The 21,084-nt window shown below is 60.6% G+C and carries 17 protein-coding genes and 1 other RNA gene; 12 read left to right on the top strand and 6 right to left on the bottom strand.

Going from position 1 to position 21,084, the window contains the following annotated elements; genetic code table 11:
- Positions 1-222: 222 nt before the first annotated feature.
- Both queC and IAE48_RS20595 read right to left on the bottom strand, forming a co-directional pair.
- On the bottom strand, positions 223-918 hold the full coding sequence (queC, locus tag IAE48_RS20600) for a 7-cyano-7-deazaguanine synthase QueC (protein ID WP_094419525.1): 696 nt from the start codon (positions 916-918) through the stop codon (positions 223-225).
- Between the two features lie 65 nt (positions 919-983).
- Positions 984-2,681, bottom strand: coding sequence for an SgrR family transcriptional regulator (locus IAE48_RS20595; RefSeq protein WP_200135437.1), 1,698 nt, complete (start codon positions 2,679-2,681; stop codon positions 984-986).
- A 98-nt stretch (positions 2,682-2,779) separates the two neighbouring features.
- On the opposite strand from IAE48_RS20595, the gene cof reads away from it, so the two are divergent.
- Positions 2,780-3,598 carry an HMP-PP phosphatase gene (gene cof / locus IAE48_RS20590; protein ID WP_200135436.1) on the top strand — a complete coding sequence of 273 codons (819 nt, stop codon included), beginning with the start codon at positions 2,780-2,782 and terminating at the stop codon, positions 3,596-3,598.
- A 73-nt stretch (positions 3,599-3,671) separates the two neighbouring features.
- Here the strand turns inward: cof and IAE48_RS20585 are convergent, their stop codons facing one another.
- On the bottom strand, positions 3,672-4,724 hold the full coding sequence (locus IAE48_RS20585) for a PLP-dependent cysteine synthase family protein (RefSeq protein WP_200135435.1): 1,053 nt from the start codon (positions 4,722-4,724) through the stop codon (positions 3,672-3,674).
- Between the two features lie 115 nt (positions 4,725-4,839).
- On the opposite strand from IAE48_RS20585, the gene IAE48_RS20580 reads away from it, so the two are divergent.
- From IAE48_RS20580 to amtB, 5 genes are all read left to right on the top strand, one after another.
- Positions 4,840-5,298: an Lrp/AsnC family transcriptional regulator gene (locus IAE48_RS20580; protein ID WP_023478271.1), complete on the top strand. Its 459-nt coding sequence runs from the start codon at positions 4,840-4,842 to the stop codon at positions 5,296-5,298.
- A gap of 52 nt (positions 5,299-5,350) precedes the next feature.
- The gene (locus IAE48_RS20575) at positions 5,351-7,114 is read left to right on the top strand and encodes a SmdA family multidrug ABC transporter permease/ATP-binding protein (protein ID WP_200135434.1); all 1,764 of its coding nucleotides are present in this window, start codon (positions 5,351-5,353) and stop codon (positions 7,112-7,114) included.
- Entirely contained in the window at positions 7,107-8,885 is a 1,779-nt protein-coding gene (locus IAE48_RS20570; RefSeq protein ID WP_200135433.1) for a SmdB family multidrug efflux ABC transporter permease/ATP-binding protein, read from the top strand. The genes IAE48_RS20575 and IAE48_RS20570 overlap by 8 nt, the downstream gene beginning before the upstream one ends.
- 254 nt (positions 8,886-9,139) lie before the next feature.
- Positions 9,140-9,478, top strand: coding sequence for a P-II family nitrogen regulator (gene glnK / locus IAE48_RS20565; RefSeq protein ID WP_023478250.1), 339 nt, complete (start codon positions 9,140-9,142; stop codon positions 9,476-9,478).
- A gap of 31 nt (positions 9,479-9,509) precedes the next feature.
- Entirely contained in the window at positions 9,510-10,796 is a 1,287-nt protein-coding gene (gene amtB, locus IAE48_RS20560; protein WP_023478272.1) for an ammonium transporter AmtB, read from the top strand.
- Positions 10,797-10,870: 74 nt separating this feature from the next.
- Here the strand turns inward: amtB and tesB are convergent, their stop codons facing one another.
- Positions 10,871-11,731 carry an acyl-CoA thioesterase II gene (gene tesB, locus IAE48_RS20555; protein ID WP_200135432.1) on the bottom strand — a complete coding sequence of 287 codons (861 nt, stop codon included), beginning with the start codon at positions 11,729-11,731 and terminating at the stop codon, positions 10,871-10,873.
- A gap of 215 nt (positions 11,732-11,946) precedes the next feature.
- On the opposite strand from tesB, the gene IAE48_RS20550 reads away from it, so the two are divergent.
- On the top strand, positions 11,947-12,516 hold the full coding sequence (locus IAE48_RS20550; protein ID WP_023478266.1) for a YbaY family lipoprotein: 570 nt from the start codon (positions 11,947-11,949) through the stop codon (positions 12,514-12,516).
- A 37-nt stretch (positions 12,517-12,553) separates the two neighbouring features.
- On the opposite strand, the gene IAE48_RS20545 is transcribed toward IAE48_RS20550, so the two are convergent.
- The gene (locus IAE48_RS20545) at positions 12,554-12,868 is read right to left on the bottom strand and encodes an MGMT family protein (RefSeq protein WP_023478280.1); all 315 of its coding nucleotides are present in this window, start codon (positions 12,866-12,868) and stop codon (positions 12,554-12,556) included.
- A gap of 170 nt (positions 12,869-13,038) precedes the next feature.
- On the opposite strand from IAE48_RS20545, the gene ffs reads away from it, so the two are divergent.
- Positions 13,039-13,135, top strand: an RNA gene (ffs, locus tag IAE48_RS20540) — signal recognition particle sRNA small type.
- A gap of 39 nt (positions 13,136-13,174) precedes the next feature.
- Here ffs and IAE48_RS20535 read toward each other — a convergent pair.
- Positions 13,175-15,925, bottom strand: a complete 2,751-nt coding sequence (locus IAE48_RS20535) for a LuxR C-terminal-related transcriptional regulator (RefSeq protein WP_200135431.1) — start codon at positions 15,923-15,925, stop codon at positions 13,175-13,177.
- 228 nt (positions 15,926-16,153) lie between these two features.
- On the opposite strand from IAE48_RS20535, the gene IAE48_RS20530 reads away from it, so the two are divergent.
- Genes IAE48_RS20530 through lpdA form a run of 4 tightly spaced genes read left to right on the top strand, consistent with a single transcriptional unit; the run spans position 16,154 to position 21,056 of the window.
- Positions 16,154-17,116: a thiamine pyrophosphate-dependent dehydrogenase E1 component subunit alpha gene (locus tag IAE48_RS20530; RefSeq protein ID WP_023478290.1), complete on the top strand. Its 963-nt coding sequence runs from the start codon at positions 16,154-16,156 to the stop codon at positions 17,114-17,116.
- A 10-nt stretch (positions 17,117-17,126) separates the two neighbouring features.
- Positions 17,127-18,146, top strand: coding sequence for an alpha-ketoacid dehydrogenase subunit beta (locus IAE48_RS20525; RefSeq protein WP_094419532.1), 1,020 nt, complete (start codon positions 17,127-17,129; stop codon positions 18,144-18,146).
- A 2-nt stretch (positions 18,147-18,148) separates the two neighbouring features.
- Entirely contained in the window at positions 18,149-19,666 is a 1,518-nt protein-coding gene (locus tag IAE48_RS20520; protein ID WP_200135430.1) for a 2-oxo acid dehydrogenase subunit E2, read from the top strand.
- On the top strand, positions 19,659-21,056 hold the full coding sequence (lpdA, locus tag IAE48_RS20515; protein WP_200135429.1) for a dihydrolipoyl dehydrogenase: 1,398 nt from the start codon (positions 19,659-19,661) through the stop codon (positions 21,054-21,056). The genes IAE48_RS20520 and lpdA overlap by 8 nt, the downstream gene beginning before the upstream one ends.
- Positions 21,057-21,084 lie beyond the last annotated feature (28 nt).

Genomic DNA, 21,084 nt, shown 5'->3' with positions numbered 1-21,084 from the left:
CCAGCGGCTTCGTTACCGTAGGCCGGATAAGGCGAAGCCGCCATCCGGCAAATGTGCTGCGGTGATAATGCCGGATGGCGCGTACCGCTTATCCGGCCTACACCGTTTCAGTGGCTTCATTCATGTAGGCCGGATAAGGCGAAGCCGCCATCCGGCAAATGTGCCGCGGAGGTAATACCGGATGGCGCGGCCGCTTATCCGGCCTACGGGGTCTGTGCGGGGTTATTTCAATCCGGTTTTTGCTTTCATTGCGCTCATTACTGAGGCTTTATCGGCAAGGTACTGCTGCAACCCGTTGGCGCGTAAATGGCACGCCGCGCAGTGTCCGCAACCATCCCCTTTAATGCCGTTGTAGCAGGTCAGGGTTTCGCTGCGCACCATATCGAGCGCGCCCCAGTAATCCGCCAGCGCCCAGGTCTGGGCTTTATCGATCCACATCAGCGGCGTTTCAAAACGGATATCCTTCGCCAGACCGAGGCTAACCGCGTGGTTAAGCGCCTTCACAAACTCGTCGCGGCAGTCCGGGTAGCCGGAAAAATCGGTCTCACACACGCCGGTGATCACCGCTTCTGCCTGCACCTGGTAAGCGTATACCGCCGCCAGCGTCAGAAAGAGAATATTGCGCCCGGGAACAAAGGTGTTTGGAATGCCGTCCGCGCTCTCTTCATAATCCGGCACCGGAATGCTGTCGCGCGTCAGGCTGCTCACGGCCAGTTCGTTAAGCAGCGTCACATCCAGCACTTTATGCGCCCGTGCGCCCAGCTTTTGCGCCAGTTCGCGCGCGACGTCGATCTCAGCACGATGGCGCTGCCCATAATCAAACGTCACGCAATGGACTTCATCATACTGCTGTAACGCCTGCACCAGGCAGGTCGTGGAGTCTTGTCCGCCACTGAAGACGACAACGGCACGTTTCATAGTTATTCCTGACATTTACACAAAAAAGGTATGGTAGCGCGTGAGCCTGGCAGCGACCAGCTTCTTCACGGCGACGGGGCCGGAAGCCATGCCTCGGTAAACTCAAACCAGCCGCGGCGATTGACCTCGATCCCCTCAACGCCCGGCGGCGCGCTAATGCGGTAGTGGTAATTAAAGAGCGGCGTCAGCAGCGCCTCGTCCATCAACCTGTCAAATAGCGCTTTTAACGCTGCAATACGCGCCTGCTCGTCGGCCTGGCACTGCACCGCATCCAGCGTTGCCTGCAGATGCGCGAACTGCGCACTGCCGAGCAGGTTCGGCCACAGCGGATCGCAGCGCAGCCACTGCTCAAGGGTGTACTCCGGCGCTTCGCCAACCAGCCTGTCGCCCATCACCAGATCTGCCGCCGCCAGTTCGCGACACCCTTCCCAGCGTTTACCGTCGTGAAAAATTACCGTCAGCTCGCAGCCCAGCACGGCAAGAGAGGCTTTAAGCTGCTGCGCCATGGTGTGCAACTCCACCGGCAGGTGGTAGATAAGCGTCAGTTTCGCCGGTAAGGCGACGTTTTCTTCAGGCCAGCCGGGAATATGCCAGCCGGGCAGTAACTCCCGGCTTGGGGTAATCAGCCCCTCATCCAGCGGCAGCGTCTGCAAAAGCGAGGTGTGATGAATAATCTGCACCAGACGGCGCGCCTGCGCCGGGCTTAGCCGCGCGCCGGGGCGCAGGGCGAGATAGCAAAAACCGAGGCTGATGCTGTTACTGACCGGTTGCAGGTGGCGCAACTCCTCCGGCTCGCCGATGGCAATCTGCACCGGATGGCGGCAGCTGGTGCCTAAATCCTCATCAAAAAGCTGCGGCGCAATCCAGTACTCCACCGCTTTCAGCAGCGGGTGGCCTAAATGGTAGTGGTCGTGGCTCTCAAGGCGCACCAGTTCATCACTGAAGGCGACAAGGCGAAACGGCCCGGTACCAATCTGCGGATGAGCGGGGTGTGCCAGGCGGCTGCCGTAGCTCGCCAGCCGGTGCGCCAGCCAGTAATCGGGGCGATGAAGCTGAAAGGTAATGCACCACGGATGGGTAAGCGTAATGCGCTCGACGCTGGCGAAAAGCGTCCGTAACGCGGGCAACTCAAGCAGGGCGACAAGCAGCTGATGCAACTGCGCGGCAGTGACCGTATCGCCATTGTGCCAGTGCAGGGTAGCGTGAAGGTGAAAACGCCAGCACAGGCCATCCTCGCTGCTCTCCCAGTGGTGGGCCAGGTCGCTCTGCGGCAACGCGCTGCGGCTGATAAAACGCGTCAGCCCGCTAAAGATCTGCCCGGCAAGGTGCTGCTCCGCGCGGCCAGCGAGAAAGCCCGGTGCCAGCGGCTCCAGCGGACGGTAGTAAGGAATGCGCAGCGTCGGCGTCTCGTTCTGCCACAACCCACCGAGATAGGGGTTGAGCAGCGTGCGCAGATCCGCAGGATCAAGTTCAGCGAGCGCCAGCGCATTGTGCTGCTGCCCGGCCGTCAGCGCCTGCTCCAGCATCTCGCGCCGCAGCCGCTCCGGCGTTACGCAGAAATGCAGCGCGCCGCGTTTACCGCGTCCGGACTGCGCCTGCCACGTTAACCAGCCGGCGGCCTGCATCTGGCGCAGCAGGGTGCGCATATGGCGTTCGCTGCAATAGCAGCGCAGAGCCAGCTCGCTAATGCTCACTGCCTGATCCTCACCGGCAGAGGGCGACCAGAGACGCTGAAACTGGTTAAGGCGGTTAAGTAATCTCATAACCCGGAACAATAATTTTTATCTATTCACTATTACTTCCGTATATCTCACGCAATACTGAAACACAACCTAACGGCATCAGAACTGGAGAGTAGATCATGGCGCGTCTGGCCGCTTTTGATATGGATGGCACCCTGCTTATGCCCGACCATCGTTTGGGCGATCAAACGCTGGCGGCGCTGCGACGTTTACATGAACGGGAGATTACGCTGGCCTTCGCCACCGGTCGGCACGCGCTGGAGATGCAGCGCGTTGTGCAGCATATCGGCCTCGATGCCTTTCTCATCACCGGCAACGGCACGCGCATCCACTCCTTAGAAGGCGAGCTACTCCATCGCCAGGATCTCTCCCCACAGGTGGTCGAGCGCGTATTGCACGGCCGCTGGGAGACCGGTGCTTCGCTGCATGTGTTTAATGATTCCGGCTGGCTCACGGACAAGCCGATGCCGGAGGCGCTGCAGGCGCATCTCTTCAGCGACTTTAGCTATCAGATCACCGATTTTAAACGCCTGCCCGCCTGTGACGTTGCCAAGATCAGTTTTGTCGGCGATCACGACGATCTCTGCCGCTTGCAACAGCAGCTTGATGAGCAGATTGGCGCGCAGGCGCACATCTGCTTTGCGGCGATGGACTGTCTTGAGGTTCTGCCGGTCGGCTGCAACAAAGGCGCCGCGCTGGAAGTACTCAGCGCCTCGTTAGGATTGACGCTGCAAGAGTGTATGGCGTTTGGCGATGCGATGAATGACAGAGAGATGTTAGAGAGCGTCGGCTACGGCATGATCATGGGCAACGCCATGCCGCAACTGCGCGCGGCGCTGCCGCATTTACCGGTTATCGGGCACTGCCGTAATCAGGCGGTGTCGCACTTTTTGACACACTGGCTGGACACTCCACATCTTCCTTATTCCCCCGAATGAAAAGATATTGCCAGCGAGCCGGGTTTTACTAATAAAACCCGGCTTTTTTTTGCCCGTCGCTATTGCCTTCGCGCTATTGCGGTGAGGTAAGCAGGGCGATCTGCGCTTTCCACGGCTCAATATCGCCGAGGTTCGCCGCGACCCATTGCGGGTTGTAGTAGGTTTCAAGATAGCGCTCGCCGCTGTCGCACAGCAGGGTAACGATTGAGCCATGGCGCCCTTCGTCGCGCATCTGCGCCGCAAGCTGTAACGCGCCCCACATATTGGTACCGGTAGAGGCGCCGACTTTACGGCCAAGCTGTGTCTCCAGCCACTGCGCGGTCGCCACGCTGGCGGCATCCGGCACGCGCAGCATCTCGTCGACCACATCAGCAATAAATGACGGCTCGACGCGTGGGCGGCCAATACCTTCGATTTTGCTGCCGATCGGGCTGCGCAGCGTGCTGTCGCGCTGTTGCCAGTAGTCAAAGAAGACGGAGTTCTCCGGGTCAACCACCACCAGGCGCGTGTCATAACCCTGGCAGCGAATATAGCGGCCAATGGTTGCCGAGGTGCCGCCCGTTCCGGCGCTCATCACAATCGCTTCCGGCACCGGATGCGGCTCGTTCTTCATCTGGCGGAAAATGCTATCGGCAATGTTGTTATTGCCGCGCCAGTCCGTCGCACGCTCGGCGAAGGTGAACTGATCCATATAGTGACCGTTCAGCTCTTTCGCCAGCCGCTCTGATTCGGCGTAGATCTCGCAGGCGCTATCAACAAAGTGGCAGCGGCCGCCGTAAAACTCGATCTGCTCCACTTTGCGTTTCGCCGTGCAGTAAGGCATCACCGCGATAAAGGGCAGCCCGAGCAGGCGCGCAAACCACGCCTCTGAGATGGCGGTCGAGCCGGAGGAGGCCTCAATAATCGTGGTGCCTTCCTTAATCCAACCGTTGCACAAGCCGTAGAGAAACAGCGAGCGCGCAAGGCGATGCTTCAGGCTGCCGGTGGGGTGCGTGCTTTCATCTTTTAAATAGAGGTTGATACCCGGAAAACCCGTCAGCGTCAGGCGGATAAGGTGGGTATCCGCAGAGCGCTGCGCGTCGGCATTGATTTCATTAATCGCGTATTTGACCCAGCTGTTGTTCATGATGCTGTTCCGTTTGTCATTTTGTGCCCAGTCTAGCGAAAGGCGAAGAAAAAAAGGTTGCCATTTCGCCTTTGCGATAGACTATTTAGAGAAAAATTTTCTAACGGAGCAGGGGATGTTAGATAAAATTGACCGTAAGCTGCTCGCACTGTTGCAGCAGGATTGTTCGCTCTCTTTGCAGGCGCTGGCTGATGCCGTTAATCTGACCACCACTCCGTGCTGGAAACGGCTGAAAAAACTGGAAGATGACGGTATCTTACTGCGCCGCGTGGCGGTGCTGGATGCGGAAAAGCTCGGGCTGGGGCTGACGGCATTTGTGCTGATCAAAACCCAGCATCACAGCAGCGACTGGTATAACCGCTTCGTCAGCGAAGTGACACAGCTCCCGGAAGTGCTAGGCTTTTGGCGTATGGCTGGCGAGTACGATTACCTGCTGCGCGTCCAGGTGGCGGATATGAAACGCTACGATGACTTCTATAAGAAGCTGGTCAACAGCGTGCCGGGGCTCTCGGATGTCACCTCCAGCTTCGCCATGGAACAGATAAAATACACCACGGCTTTGCCCATTGAATAACCCTTCCGGCGGTTAACCGACCGTCGGCAATTCACGTTCAGGATGTAACCGCGTGCGATTATTTGCTCAGTTAGGCTGGTATTTTCGTCGGGAGTGGCAGCGCTACCTCGGCGCCGTCGCCTTACTTATCATTATTGCTATCTTGCAGCTGGTCCCGCCAAAAGTGGTGGGGATTGTGGTGGATGGCATCACCCAGAAGCAGTTTACCCATCAGCAGGTGTGGATGTGGGTAGCGGCGCTGGTGGCGATTGCTGTCGTTACCTATCTGCTGCGCTATGTCTGGCGCGTCTGGCTCTTCGGAGCCTCCTATCAGCTCGCCGTCGAACTGCGCGAGGATTTCTACCGCCAGCTCAGCCGCCAGCACCCGGAATTTTACCTGCGCCACCGCACCGGCGATTTAATGGCGCGCGCCACCAATGACGTGGATCGCGTGGTGTTTGCCGCCGGGGAAGGGGTGTTAACGCTGGTCGACTCGCTGGTGATGGGCTGCGTGGTGCTGATTGTGATGGCAACCCAGATCAGCTGGCAGCTAACCCTGCTGTCGTTATTGCCGATGCCGATTATGGCGCTGGTGATCAAGCGCTACGGCGATCAGCTGCACAGCCGCTTTAAAGCCGCGCAGGCGGCCTTCTCCGCGTTAAACGATCGCACCCAGGAGAGCATGACCAGCATCCGCATGATCAAAGCCTTTGGCCTTGAAGATCGCCAGTCGGCGCTCTTTGGCAGCGAAGCGGCGGATACCGGCGCGAAAAACATGCGCGTGGCGCGCGTCGATGCGCGCTTCGACCCGACCATCTATATCGCCATCGGCATGGCAAACATGCTGGCGATTGGCGGCGGCAGCTGGATGGTGGTGCATGGTTCGCTGACCCTCGGCGAGCTGACCAGTTTTGCCATGTACCTTGGGCTGATGATCTGGCCGATGCTGGCGCTGGCGTGGATGTTTAACATCGTCGAGCGCGGTAGCGCGGCCTATAGCCGCATCCGCGATATGCTGGCGGAAGCGCCGGTGGTGAATGACGGCACGGAAACCGTGCCCGCTGAGCGCGGCACCTTAACGCTCTCTATCAAAGCGTTTCACTATCCGCAAACCGACAGCGCGGCGCTGACCAACGTCAGCGCGACCCTGGAGCCGGGCCAGATGCTCGGCATCTGCGGCCCGACCGGCGCGGGGAAAAGTACGCTGCTGGCGTTGATTCAGCGCCATTTTGATGTCGACGCGGGCGATATTCGCTTCCACGATATGCCGCTCACGCAGCTGAAGCTGGACAGCTGGCGCAGCCGTCTTGCTGTCGTCAACCAGACACCGTTTCTCTTCTCCGACACCATCGGCCATAACATTGCCCTTGGCAGGCCCGGTGCGACGCAGGAGGAGATTGAGCATGTGGCGAAGCTTGCCAGCGTCCATGACGACATTCTGCGACTGCCGCAGGGTTACGACACCGAAGTGGGCGAGCGCGGCGTAATGCTCTCCGGCGGGCAGAAACAGCGTATCTCCATCGCCCGTGCGCTGCTGCTGAACGCCGAAATCCTTATTCTTGATGACGCCCTCTCTGCGGTGGATGGGCGCACCGAACACCAGATTTTGCACAACCTGCGCCAGTGGGGCGAAGGTCGCACCGTAATTATCAGCGCGCATCGCCTGTCGGCGCTGACGGAAGCCAGTGAGATTATTGTTATGCAACATGGCCATATCGCCCAGCGCGGCCAACATGAGCAGCTCGCGCGCCAGCCAGGCTGGTATCGCGACATGTACCGGTATCAGCAGCTGGAAGCGGCGCTTGATGACCAGCCGCAGGAGGCCGAGGATGCGTAACTTCTCTCGCCAGTGGCCAACGCTGAAACGTCTGCTGGTCTACGGAAAACCGTGGCGCAAGCCGCTCAGTAAAGCAGTGCTGATGCTGTGGGTCGCGGCGATTGCCGAAGTCTCCGGCCCGGCGCTGATCAGCTACTTTATCGATAATATGGTGGCGAAAAGCTACCTGCCGCTCGCGCTGATCGCCGGGCTGGCGGCCGCCTATGTCGGCCTGCAACTGCTGGCCGCAGGGCTGCACTATGCCCAGGCGCTGCTCTTTAACCAGGCGGCGGTCGGCGTGGTGCAACAGCTGCGTACCGATGTAATGGATGCCGCGCTGCGCCAGCCGCTCAGCGCCTTCGACACCCAGCCGGTAGGGCAGATTATTTCGCGCGTGACCAACGACACCGAAGTGATCCGCGATCTCTACGTAACGGTGGTCGCCACCGTGTTGCGCAGTGCGGCGCTGATTGGTGCGATGCTGGTGGCGATGTTTAGCCTCGACTGGCGTATGGCGCTGGTGGCGATGGGCATCTTCCCGGCGGTAATTATCGTGATGCTGATCTATCAGCGTTTCAGCACGCCGATTGTGCGGCGCATGCGCGCCTACCTTGCCGACATCAACGATGGCTTTAACGAAATCATCAACGGCATGAGCGTGATCCAGCAGTTCCGCCAGCAGGCGCGCTTCGGCGAGCGCATGAGCGAAGCGAGCCGCTCGCACTACCTCGCGCGGATGCAAACCCTGCGCCTCGATGGCTTCCTGCTGCGTCCGCTGCTGAGCCTCTTTTCAGCGCTGGTGCTCTGCGGTCTGCTGATGCTGTTTGGTTTCTCGACCGTCGGCACGGTGGAGGTTGGGGTGCTTTACGCCTTTATCAGCTACCTTGGCCGCCTTAACGAGCCGCTGATCGAACTGACGACGCAGCAGTCGATGCTGCAACAGGCGGTGGTCGCCGGTGAGCGCGTCTTCGAACTGATGGACCGACCGCGCCAGAACTACGGCGATGACGAGACGCCGCTGCACAGCGGGGCGATCGACATTGAAAACCTCTCCTTCGCCTACCGCGAAGATCAACTGGTGTTGCAGGATATCTCCCTGCAGGTTGAGCCGCGCAGCTTTGTCGCGCTGGTCGGCCATACCGGCAGCGGTAAAAGTACCCTCGCCAGCCTGCTGATGGGCTACTATCCATTGACTCAAGGGGAGATCCGCCTCGACGGTCGCCCGCTTGCCACGCTAGGCCACAGCGCGCTGCGCAAAGGCGTCGCGATGGTGCAGCAGGATCCGGTGGTGCTGGCCGACAGCTTCTTCGCCAACGTTACCCTTGGGCGGGATATCAGCGAAGAGCGCGTCTGGAAAGCGCTTGAGATCGTCCAGCTTGCCGACCTGGCACGCACCCTGAGTGAAGGGATCTACACCCGCCTTGGCGAGCAGGGGAATAATCTCTCCGTCGGGCAGAAACAGCTGCTGGCGCTGGCGCGCGTGCTGGTTGATGCCCCGCAGATCCTGATCCTGGATGAAGCGACGGCGAATATCGACTCCGGCACCGAGCAGGCGATCCAGCAGGCGCTGGCGGCGATCCGCGAGAAGACCACGCTGGTGGTGATTGCCCACCGCTTATCGACCATTGTCGAAGCAGAAACCATCCTGGTGCTGCACCGCGGACAGGCGGTTGAGCGCGGTACCCATCAGCAGCTGCTGGCGGCGAAAGGGCGCTACTACCAGATGTATCAGCTGCAGTTAGCGGGTGAAGAGCTGGCGGCCAGCACGCGGGAAGAGTCGCTCAGCGCCTGATGCACCAAAATTAAGCACCCTGCGCGCACCTGCGCCTGGTGGTGCAAAAATGTAACGCACCATGCACTGTCATGGTGCGTTTTTCTTTTTTCCGCCGCTTGTGCTTCATCCGTGCGCTTGCGCCGCCCATCACCGCTTCTGGCTTTGTCTCTTTATTGCGCGAAAACGCGCGCCTTCACATTTCTGGCACACCCCTTGCAATACCTTCCGCATGTTGGCTGCGTCCATTTGCGAATGTCGAGTGAGGGGAATCTATGAAGCTGGTAACCGTGGTGATTAAGCCATTCAAACTTGAAGATGTGCGTGAAGCGCTCTCTTCGATTGGTATTCAGGGGCTGACCGTGACGGAAGTAAAAGGGTTTGGCCGTCAGAAGGGGCATGCCGAGCTTTACCGCGGTGCGGAATACAGCGTCAATTTCCTGCCAAAAGTAAAAATCGACGTGGCGATCGCCGACGATCAGCTTGATGAGGTGATCGATATCATCAGCAAAGCGGCCTACACCGGAAAAATTGGCGACGGCAAAATTTTCGTTGCCGAACTCGAACGCGTGATCCGTATTCGTACCGGTGAAGCCGACGAAGCGGCGCTGTAATAGCTGACACACAGTGATAGGGATCGGAAAAATGAGAATGAAAACAGTAAAAGCTACCCTTGCCTCGCTGGCTTTGCTGCCGGGCCTGGCGCTTGCCGCGCCGGCCGTTGCGGATAAAGCCGATAACGGTTTTATGATGATTTGCACCGCGCTGGTGCTGTTTATGTCCATTCCGGGCATCGCGCTCTTTTACGGCGGCCTGATCCGTGGCAAAAACGTGCTCTCAATGCTGACCCAGGTGGCGGTTACCTTCGCGCTGGTCTGCATTCTCTGGGTGGTCTACGGCTACTCGCTCGCCTTCAGTGAAGGCAATAGCTTCTTCGGCAGCTTCAACTGGGTGATGCTGAAAAATATCGCCCTCACCGACGTGATGGGCAGCATCTATCAATACATCCATGTTGCCTTCCAGGGCTCCTTCGCCTGCATCACCGTGGGGCTTATCGTCGGCGCGCTCGCCGAGCGTATTCGCTTCTCTGCGGTGCTGATCTTTGTGGTGGTGTGGATGACGCTCTCCTATGTGCCGATTGCGCACATGGTATGGGGTGGCGGTCTGCTGGCAACCCACGGCGCGCTCGACTTTGCGGGCGGTACGGTGGTGCACATTAACGCCGCGATTGCAGGCCTGGTGGGCGCGTACCTGATTGGCAAACGTGTCGGCTTCGGCAAAGAGGCGTTTAAACCGCACAACCTGCCGATGGTCTTTATTGGTACTGCGATCCTCTACGTTGGCTGGTTCGGCTTCAACGCCGGTTCGGCGAGCAGCGCCAACGAAATCGCCGCGCTGGCCTTTGTGAACACCGTGGTCGCCACTGCTGCCGCGATCCTCTCCTGGGTGTTTGGCGAGTGGGCAATGCGCGGCAAGCCTTCGCTGCTCGGTGCCTGCTCCGGTGCGATTGCTGGCCTGGTTGGTATCACCCCGGCGTGTGGTTATGTCGGTGTCGGCGGTGCGCTGATTGTCGGTCTGGTGTGCGGTCTGGCGGGTCTGTGGGGCGTGACGGCACTGAAACGTATGCTGCGCGTCGATGATCCGTGCGATGTCTTCGGCGTTCACGGCGTGTGCGGCATTATCGGCTGTATCCTGACGGGTATCTTCGCCTCCACCTCCCTCGGCGGCGTGGGCTTCGCTTCCGGCGTCACCATGGGCCACCAGGTGCTGGTGCAGCTGGAGAGCGTGGGCATCACCATCGTCTGGTCTGCGGTAGTCGCCTTTATCGGCTACAAACTGGCGGATATGACGGTTGGCCTGCGTGTACCGGAAGAGCAAGAGCGTGAAGGGCTGGACGTCAACAGCCACGGCGAAAACGCCTACAACGCCTGATACGTTGAGTATCTCCTGAGCATAAAAAAGCCTCCGCATGCGGAGGCTTTTCTTTTGGCGCGAACGCAACCTGTTTAGTTGCGGTTACGCATCACCCCTTCCTGCACGCTGGAGGCTACCAGCACGCCATCCTGGGTATAGAATTCGCCGCGTACAAAACCACGGGCGCTGGAGGCGGAGGTGCTCTCCACGCTGTAGAGCAGCCAGTCATTCATATTGAACGGGCGGTGGAACCACATTGAGTGGTCGATAGTCGCCACCTGCATACCGCGCTCAAGGAAGCCAACGCCGTGCGGCTGCAATGCCACCGGCAGGAAGTTAAAGTCTGAGGCGTAGCCAAGCAGATATTGGTGGATGCGGAAATCTTCATCCAGCACGCCGTTGGCGCGGATCCACACCTGACGCACCGGATCGGCCACATGGCCCTTCAGTGGGTTATGGAACTCAACCGGGCGGATCTCCAGCGGCTTGTCGCTGAGGAACTTCTCTTTCACGCCGGGCGGCAGCAGGTGGGAGAGATCGCGGGCGATCTCCGTTTCTGATTTGAGCGAGTCCGGCGCGGGCGCGGCGGGCATCGTTTTTTGATGCTCGTAGCCCGACTCGGGGGCCTGGAAAGAGGCAGTCATATAGAAAATCGGTTTGCCGTTCTGCACCGCTGCCACGCGGCGGGCGCTAAAGCTGTTGCCGTCACGCAGCACTTCCACATCATAAATAATCGGTTTCTGGCTATCGCCGGGGCGCAAAAAGTAGCTGTGGAAAGAGTGCACCAGGCGGTCTGCCGGAACGGTCTCTTTCGCCGCATAGAGCGCCTGCCCAACGACCTGGCCGCCAAAGACCTGGCGCAGACCTAAATCTTCGCTCTGCCCACGGAACAGCCCCTCTTCAATTTTTTCCAGATTCAATAATGCCAGCAGATTAGATAGCGCCTGACTCATACAATTCCTCAAATAAATAGCGGCTGACGTAGCATATATTGCCTGAGTATAACCTGGAAAATGGAGTGGTCCGATGGGTGCAATAATCTGAATGAATAGGTGTTTACAGGAATATATCGGGTATATGTGCCACACTTGTTCAGGTTACGAAGGTTTAGCCACACACATCTGGCAGGCGCTGCGCCTGCAGGTGCATTGAAGATAAGGAGAGATCAATGAAACTCGTGCCCATGTTAAGTGGTTTAGCAGTCGCAGTCGCGTTATCGGCGTGCGCCCAAAAAGGCGGCGATATTCCAACGCCGGCACCTAATCCCAATGCGCCGTCCGCCACGAATAAAGCGGCGATTGCTCAGCCAAGCGTGACCGGTACGGTCTGGATCCGTCAGAAAGTGGCGCTGCCGCCGGATGCGGTGTTAACCGTTACCGTTTCTGATGCCACCCAGGCCAACGCGCCGTCGAAAGTGCTGGCGCAGAAAGCAGTACGTACCGATGGCAAACAGCCGCCGTACAGCTATGTCCTGCCGTTTAACCCGGCCGACATCCAGCCAAACGCGCGTATCCTGCTGAGTGCGGCGATCACCGTTGATAACAAGATGGTGTTTATTACCGACTCGGTTAAGCCGGTTATCAACCAGGGCGGCACCAAAGTCGACCTGACGCTGGTTCCGGTACAGCAGACCGCGGTTCCGCTGCAGCAGAGCGGTGGTACGCCGAACACCGTACCGTCGACCTCACCAACGCAGGTCACCCCGTCTAACGCCACTCCGGCGCCGACCCAGTACTAATCTGCGTGCGTTTTGCTCCTCTCCTGCGGGGGAGGAGCTACTCATAGCGCCAGCGATACTTGTTCAAATCAATCTCGCCACTTCCCGACACCACCACGCCCTCTGCCAGCAGTGCCTGACGCTGCCTTTGCAGATCCGGCCCGCTCAGTGAAATTACGCCATAACGATTGACCACCCGATGCCACGGCAGCGTGCTGCCCTCCGGTAAGCGCTTTAACACACCGCCGACCTGGCGTGCCGCGCGCGGCGAGCCAGCCAGTTTCGCCACCTCGCCATAGGTAGTGACATAACCCTCCGGAATGGCGGCGACAATTTGCCATACCCGGCGGGGAAAAGAGTCTTGCGTATCCATCACACGCTCCTGAGCAGAGAAGGGGGCAGCATAAACAGCGATTTACCCCCTGTGAAGGGGCGATTGCGCAAGAAACCAGCATCCGTCAGCCTATGGGTTGCAATTGCCCTGCCGGATGGGGATAATGCGCCAGCGCGTTGGTTATCAACCTTCGCTCTCAATGGGGGCCCTGTTGGTTCTCCCGCAATGCTACTTTGTTCACCAGGTCAGGTCCGGAAGGAAGCAGCCAGGGCAAAGGACGTGTGTGCCGGGATGTAGCTGGCAGGGCCCCCACCCATTTCAGCTGCTGCTACGCAGCGCGCCGCACTACTCCACTTTCAGCAACTTCCACTCCCGCGCCTGGTTTACCGCCTGCATCCGGCTGCTGACCTGCAACTTCTCATACATCTGTTTTAAGTGCCATTTGACCGTTTCTGCCGAAATCCCCAGCACGCGGGCAATCTCTTTGTTCGAGTGACCGCTGGCGATAAGCTCAAGCGTCTGCTGCTCGCGCTCGGTGAGATAGCGTGTCTCTTCCGCCTCATCGTGCCGTTTCGGCGGTAAACCAAACCGTTCGACTGCCTGCTGTCGCAAGGTTGCAGCCTGGCGTCTGAGCGCCTCCGGCGTGGCCTGGCGGGCAAGCAACTCGTCGAGCAGCCCTACTAATACTGAACCTAGATCGAGCAGGCTGCGCAGTAAACCTCGCTCAAGCGCTTGTTGCAGCGGTGAGGTGAAAACCATACCCGCCTGTTCATAGGCTCCGGCATGCCAGAGGGCGGCGGCCTGCGCCAGGCGTAAGCGCAGGGCAGAGAGCGCTTCGCCGTGCTGCTGCTGCTCGTCGGCCAGCGCCGCAAAGGCAGCGGCAGCCTGATGGGCATGGCCTTCAGCAAGGGCGATGCGGCTTTCGCTGACCCGTTGATAAAAGCCGATCGCCCCGTTTTCAGCATCTTCACTGTGCAGTTGCCGGAGCGCGTCCAGCGTCTCCAGGGCCTGGGAGAGCGCCTCATCACGCAGATGCAGTTCAACCGTTTCCGCCAGCAGCGCCGCCTGCGCGCGCAGCCACTGGCGCTGGCGCGTCAGCTCGCCGCCATAGGTGAGAAGCCGTTTCGCCTCCGCAAGCTGGCCGTTAAGCGCCGCCTGGCGTGAGAGCACGATAAAGCAGCGGCTCAGCCCCTCCGGCGGGCAAAAGGTCTCGATCATCTCAAGGCGCAGCGCCAGCAGGGCGTCAATATCCTGCCGCTCGTCGCGCTCCCAGGCGACCTCCGCCAGAATCGGTGCCAGCGTCGCGCCGCTGCTGGAGTTGCTGCCGGTTTGCGCCTCGGCGGCCTGTAGCGTCTGCGCCGCCACCCGTTTTGCGTCAGCCAGATTACCCTGGCGTAAATGGGCCTGGGCGATAACAAAGGCGCGCCAGACATCAACAAACAGATTGCGGTTCGCCACCTTCAGCTCCGGCAACCGGCTCTGCACCGCCAGCGCCTGCCCCGGCCGGGCATTGACGAGGTGGCAGTAGCTGAGAATGTTGCACACCAGCCCATCCACCCAGCGATCACCGCAGGGGATCTCTGCCAGCAGCGGCTCCACCAGCGCCACGCTCAGTTCAATATTCTCGGCAAAGGCTTCACAAATCGCCCGCACCACCCGCAGCTTGACCCGCACGCTATGCGACAGCGCGGCGTCGTGCGCCATCGCCTCAATGCCGTCGAGGAGTTCGCGCGAAGCCTGAAAGCGGAAGTGGTGCGCCAGCGCCCAGGCGAGATTAAGCTGCAAATCAATGCGCGACGGATCGGGCGTCAGCGGCAGAAAGTGCATCCAGCGCACCAGCGTGTCGATATCCCCCTCTTCGGCGAGGGACTGCGCGCTGGCTTCGGCATGCCGCGCGCCGCTTTTCCCTGCCGCCAGCGCGTGGCGCACCGCCTCGGCCCAGAGTTGCTGCCCGGCAAACCAGTTGCTGGCGCGCTCATGCAGTTGCCGCACGCGCGCCGGTTCGCTCTGCTGCAAGCGGGCCAGCAGCGCGTCGCGCATCAGGTGGTGGTAGCGAAACCAGCCGCCGTGCTCATCCAGCGCGGTGATAAAGAGATTATGCTGCTGGATCCAGCCGAGCATCGCTTCGCCGTCCTCGCGCCCGGTCAGCGCATCGCACAGCGCCGGGGTGAGGCGGTTAAGAATCGCGGTTTGCAGCAGAAACTCGACCACCGCCTCCGGCAGCGGAGTAAAGATCACCTCGTCGAGATAGCGTGCCAGCGTGCGCGAGCCGGAGGGAATACGCGCCAGAAAGCGCTGCGGATCGTGGTGCCAGTCCTGTGCCAGCGCGGCGATCTTGATCCCGGCCACCCAGCCCTCTGTGGCCAGCATCAGCCGCTGAACATCCTGCGCGCCGGGGATCGCCGTACGCGCGGCATCGCTAAGGTAGTCCTGCGCTTCGGCGAGAGTGAAACGCAGATCCTCATCGTGCAGTTCGTTGAGCGCATCCTGTAATGCCAGGCGGCTCAGCGCCAGCGGCGGGCGAAAACGGCTGCCAACGATCAGGTGCAGCGAATCCGGCGCGTGGTTGATAAGCCAGCTTATGCCTTCGTGCAGCGCGGGGTGGGTCAGGGCGTGGTAATCATCAAGGATCAGCCACACCGGGTGCGGGCAGTGGTGCAGCTGGTTAGTCAGCTCCGCCAGCAGCACCGAGAGATCCGGCGTCATATCGCCCTGTAAAAAGGGGTCGAGCGCCTCGCCCCAGCCGCTGTAGAGCGGCTTCAGGGCGGTGACCAGGTAGCGGGCAAACTGCGCCGGATCGTTCTCATCCTCTTCCAGGCTCAGCCAGCCGATGGCGTCACCTTGCTCCCGGCGTTGGCGGTACCACTGCGCCAGCAGGGTAGTTTTCCCGGAACCGGCCGCGGCGCAGAGAAGCGTCAGTGCGCCGTCGGCGGCCGCATCCAGCCTTGCCAGCAGGCGGTCACGCTCAAGCAGCACGCCCGGCGAGCGGGGTGGGGTTAATTTGGTGAGGATCAGCGGCAGCCGGCGCGTGAAGCGGAAAGGTTCCTCGCGATAGCTGGCCGCAAGCAGAGAGTCTGTTGAGGTCAACGATTTCATACGAGCCTGCCCCTGTTCACAAAAGTCGCTGCTAAGTGTAAGTAACTGACACCCGCCTGTAACCTGCCAGAACTTGACCCTTATCGCATTTATCTCTTTTAGTCCCGCTCTCCCCCCCAATTGGGGGGTTATCCCCCCTTAAGACCCGCTTATAGAGTAACCCCACTTCCGCAACCCCTGCCGGTCGCCGTGCTGGCGCTCGCGGGTATACAACCTGAGGACGGAGCTATGGAGCTGAACACACAACAGCTGTTAAAGGCTTATCGCAAAATGCGTGAAATACGTGAATTCGAGGAGCGCCTGCACACTGAAAACACCAGCGGTGACATTCCCGGATTCATCCACCTGTATACCGGCGAAGAGGCGATTGCCGTCGGCGTCTGCGAGAACTTACAGCAGACGGACTACATCGGCTCCACCCACCGCGGGCACGGCCACTGCATCGCCAAAGGGTGCGATATCCACGCGATGATGGCGGAGATCTTCGGCAAAGACGCCGGTCTCTGCCGTGGCAAGGGCGGCTCGATGCACATTGCCGATCTCTCGAAAGGGATGCTCGGCGCGAACGCCATTGTCGGCGGTGCGCCGCCGCTGGTGATTGGCGCGGCGCTGACGGCAAAAACCCGCAATAACGGCGGCGTCGCCGTCTCCTTTACCGGCGACGGCGGCTCCAACCAGGGGCTGGTGTTTGAAGCCATCAACATGGCGGTGGTGCTGCAACTGCCCGCCATCTTCGTCTTTGAAAACAACGGTTACGGTGAAGCAACCGGGCATAACTACGCCGTCGGTGGCCGCGATATCGCCGGGCGTGCCGCCGGGTTTGGCCTGCCTGCCGTCACTGTAGACGGCACCGATTTCTTTGCCGTTTACGAAGCAACGGCTGAGGCAGTGAAGCGCGCCCGTGAAGGCGGCGGGCCGAGCGTGATTGAGGCGAAAGCGTTCCGCTGGCACGGCCACTTTGAGGGCGATCCGGGGCTGTACCGTGGGGAAGGGGAGATTGAGCGCCTGCGCGCCGATCACGATCCGCTAAAAATCTTCACCAGCAAAACGGCAGAAAAGCTTACGCGCGAGGCGCTGGAGGCGATCGACGCCGAAGTAAAAGCGCAGGTCGACGATGCGGTGATCAAAGCCCGCGCCGCTGGCTACCCGGTGGCGGAAAGCCTGCTGACCGACGTTTACGTCTCTTACTGAGGAGCCCGTCATGACAATCAAAACTTACCGCGAAGCGATCCGCGACGCGCTGGCGCAAGAGATGGCGCGCGATGAAAGCGTGGTGCTGATCGGTGAAGATCTGCGCGGCGGCCACGGCGGCAACGCGCCGGAAGAGGCGAAAGTGGAGGCCTTCGGTGGCGTACTCGGCGTTACCAAAGGGCTATGGACCCAGTTCGGCTCGGCACGGGTGATTGATACGCCAATCACTGAATCAGCGATTATCGGCATGGCTGCTGGCGCGGCGGTCACCGGCTTACGCCCGGTGGCGGAGCTGATGTTTATGGATTTCTTCGGCGTCAGCCACGATGCGCTCTACAACCAGGCGGCGAAATTCCGCTATATGTTCGGCGGCAAGGCGAAAGCGCCGCTGGTGGTGCGCGGCATGATCGGAGCCGGTTTTTCGGCTGCCGCCCAGCATTCCCAGTCCCCCTACAACATTTTCGCCACCACGCCGGGGCTGAAAGTGGTGGTGCCCTCATCGCCCTATGACGCCAAAGGGCTGCTGATCCAGTCGATTCGCGATGACGATCCGGTGGTCTTCTGCGAACACAAGATGCTCTACGACATGAAAGGCGAAGTGCCGGACGAGAGCTATACCGTGCCGCTGGGCCAGGCCAACTACACCCGCGAAGGGGAGGATGTCACCATTATTGCCCTCTCGGCGATGGTGCATAAAGCCAACCAGGTGGCGGACAAACTGCTGAAAGAGGGCATCTCCGTGGAGGTGGTCGATCCGCGCACCGTCTCGCCGCTGGACGAGGAGGGTATTCTCGAATCCGTTGCTTCTACCGGGCGGGTAGTGATTGTCGATGAGTCCGCTGCGCGCTTCGGCTTCGCCCATGACGTGGCGGCGCTGATCGCCTCGCAGGCGTTCCACTTCCTGAAAGCGCCAATAGTGTTGATTACCCCGCCGCACACCCCGGTTCCCTTCTCGCCCGCGCTGGAAAAACTCTGGATCCCTGACGTGGATCGCATTGAGGCCGCCGTTAGACAACTGATGGAGGCGTAACCATGAGCACAATCCGCACGCTGGAGATCCCGAAATGGGGGCTCTCGATGGAAGAGGGAACGCTGGCTCAGTGGCTGATTAAAGAGGGGAGCGCCTTCAGCCAGGGGCAGGATATTTGTGAAATTGAAACCAGCAAGATAACCAACGTGCTGGAAGCGCCGTGGGACGGCGTGCTGCGCCGGGTGCTGGCTCAGCCGGGCGATACGCTGCCGGTGGGCGCAGTGCTGGCGCTGGTGGCCGATGAGCAGGTAAGCGACAGCGAACTCGACGCTTTTGCCGCCACCCTTAACAGCGGTGCGCCGCAGCCTGCGGCAGACATCGCGCCGTCGCCAGCAGTGACAACCTCGCCTGAACCTTCAGCCCCTGCAGCGGCAAAACCCGCCGCCCAGGATGCGATCCCGGCGGCGCTGCGCGGCGAAACTGATGAGACGCAGGTTAATGCCACATCGCATGCCCTGCGGCTGGCGAAAAAGCAGGGTATCGATCTGAGTAAGGTGAGCGGCTCTGGTCGCGACGGGCGTATCTCCGTCGCCGATTTGCAGGCGGCGATTACCGCAGGCGGCAGCAGCGCCGAGTTGCAGCCGCGAGCGGCGGTAAAAGCAAAACCGCGCCACGCCACTCAGGATGATAGCCAGATCCCGGCAACACCCATCGCGCGCCGTCTGGCAAGCCAGTTGGGAATTAACCTCCATGACTGCCGCCGCTCAGGATCGGCCGGGCGCGTCAGCCGCGCCGATGTGGAGGCATTAGCCGCGCTGCGTGGCAGCAGTGAGAAGAGCGTGGCCCGAACAGCAGAAGCGGTTGAAGAGCGCGCGGCATACGACAGCCAGCCGCTCTCGGCGATGCGGCGCACTATCGCCAGCCGTTTGCAGGAGTCCAAACGTAACGCGCCCCATTTTCGCCTCGTCAGCGAGGTCGATCTGACGCGTATTCAGGCGCTGCGCCGGGAAGTGAACAGCGCGCTGCCATCGCTAAAAGTGACGCTCAACGATCTGCTGGTGAAAGCCTGCGCCCAGGCGCTGATGAGCGTGCCGGAGATGAACGTGCAGTATGACGAGGCCTCGCAGACCATTCGCCGTTTTCACACCGCTGATATCGCCATCGCCGTGGCGCTGCCCTGCGGGCTCTATACGCCAATTCTGCGCGAAGCGAACCGCAAAACGGTGGGAGCCATCTCCCGGCAACTCCATGAGCTGGTGACACGCACCAAAGCGGGCACGCTGAAAGCGGAGGATTTTCAGGGCGGCACCTTCTGCATCTCCAATCTCGGCATGTTTGGCATTCGGCAGTTCGACGCCATTATCAACCCGCCGCAGTGCGCGATTCTGGCGGTGGGGGCTGCGGAATCCCGCGCGGTGGTGCATGAAGGGCAGATCGTGGCGCGTGAACGGCTGACGCTGTCGCTGTCGTGCGATCACCGGGTGATTGATGGCGCGGTCGGCGCGACCTTTATGCAGCATCTGCAACGCGCTATCGAAACGCCTTCTCTGATGCTGGTTGAGGAGGCGCGCGGTGAATAACAGCTTTGATGTGCTGATTATCGGCGGCGGGCCGGGCGGCTACGTCGCCGCCATCCGCGCCGGGCAGTTAGGCTTGCGCACCGCGCTGGTGGAGAAAACACACCTTGGCGGTATCTGCCTTAACTGGGGCTGCATTCCGACCAAAGCGATGCTGCACGGCGCTGAGGTCGGGCATGCCATGCGCCATGCCGATCAGCTGGGGTTTAGCGTTGGCGAGATCGCTTTTGAGATCCGCCGTCTGGTGGAGTACAGCCGCTCGGTGTCGCAGCGGCTGACCGACGGCGTCGCCTTCCTGCTGAAAAAGCACAACGTCACGGTGATCAACGGCGAAGGCCGCCTGCTGGATAAGGGGCGGGTGGCGGTGCGCGGTATCGACGGCGGCGAGCAGGAGTTCCGCGCCGATCACATCATTCTGGCGACCGGTGCGCGTCCGCGTGCGCTACCGGGTATTGAAGCGGATAAAAGCCATATCTGGACCTACTTCGACGCGCTCAACCCCGCCGCGCTGCCGCGTTCGCTGTTGGTGATCGGCTCCGGTGCCATCGGTGCGGAGTTCGCCAGTCTCTATAACGATCTCGGCTGTGACGTGACGCTGGTGGAGCTGGCAGATCAGATCCTGCCTCTGGAGGATCGCGATGTCTCATCGCTGGTGCAGCAGCAGTTTGCGAAACGCGGAATGCAGATTTTCACCGGGGCGCAGATCCGCTCGGCGACGGTCAATGGCGATCGCGTCAGTTGCCTGCTGAAAACCGCCGACGGCGAGCAGACGCTGGAGGTCGATCGCGTGCTCTGCGCCGCCGGTATTCAGCCCAATATCGAAAACCTTGGTCTTGAGGCGCTCGGCGTTGAGATGGCGCGCGGCTTTATTCAGGTCGACGATCGCGGTCGCACTAATGTCTTCGGCCTCTACGCCATCGGCGATGTCGCGGGCGCACCGTGCCTTGCGCACAAAGCGAGCTATCAGGGGGTGCGCTGCGTCGAGGCGCTCGCCGGGCTGCCCGTCGCGGCACCCGTCAGCCCTGATTTTATTCCCCGTTGCACCTACACCCGGCCGCAGGTGGCCAGCCTCGGTTTAACCGAAGCGCGCGCGCGTGCCAGCGGGCGGGAAATCCGCGTCGGCGTTTTCCCCTATCAGGCCAACGGCAAAGCGCTGGCCCTTGGCGAACCGCAGGGCTTTGTCAAAACCCTGTTTGATGCCCAGAGCGGCGAGCTGCTCGGCGCGCATATGGTGGGCAGCGACGTGACGGAGCAGATTCAGGGGTTTGGCATTGCCCATACGCTGGAGGCGACGGAGGAGAGCCTGCACCAGGTGATCTTTGCCCATCCAACCCTTTCTGAAGCGATGCATGAAGCGATCCTCGCCGCCGACGGGCGCGCGCTGCACCAATGAATAGGTAGTGAAGTTTGCCGCGACAGCC

This window comes from Kosakonia sp. S57 (assembly GCF_016516575.1).
GTDB lineage: Bacteria > Pseudomonadota > Gammaproteobacteria > Enterobacterales > Enterobacteriaceae > Kosakonia > Kosakonia cowanii.
Note: the sequence above shows the minus strand (reverse complement) of the source record. Positions and strands in the feature narration are given on the sequence as shown.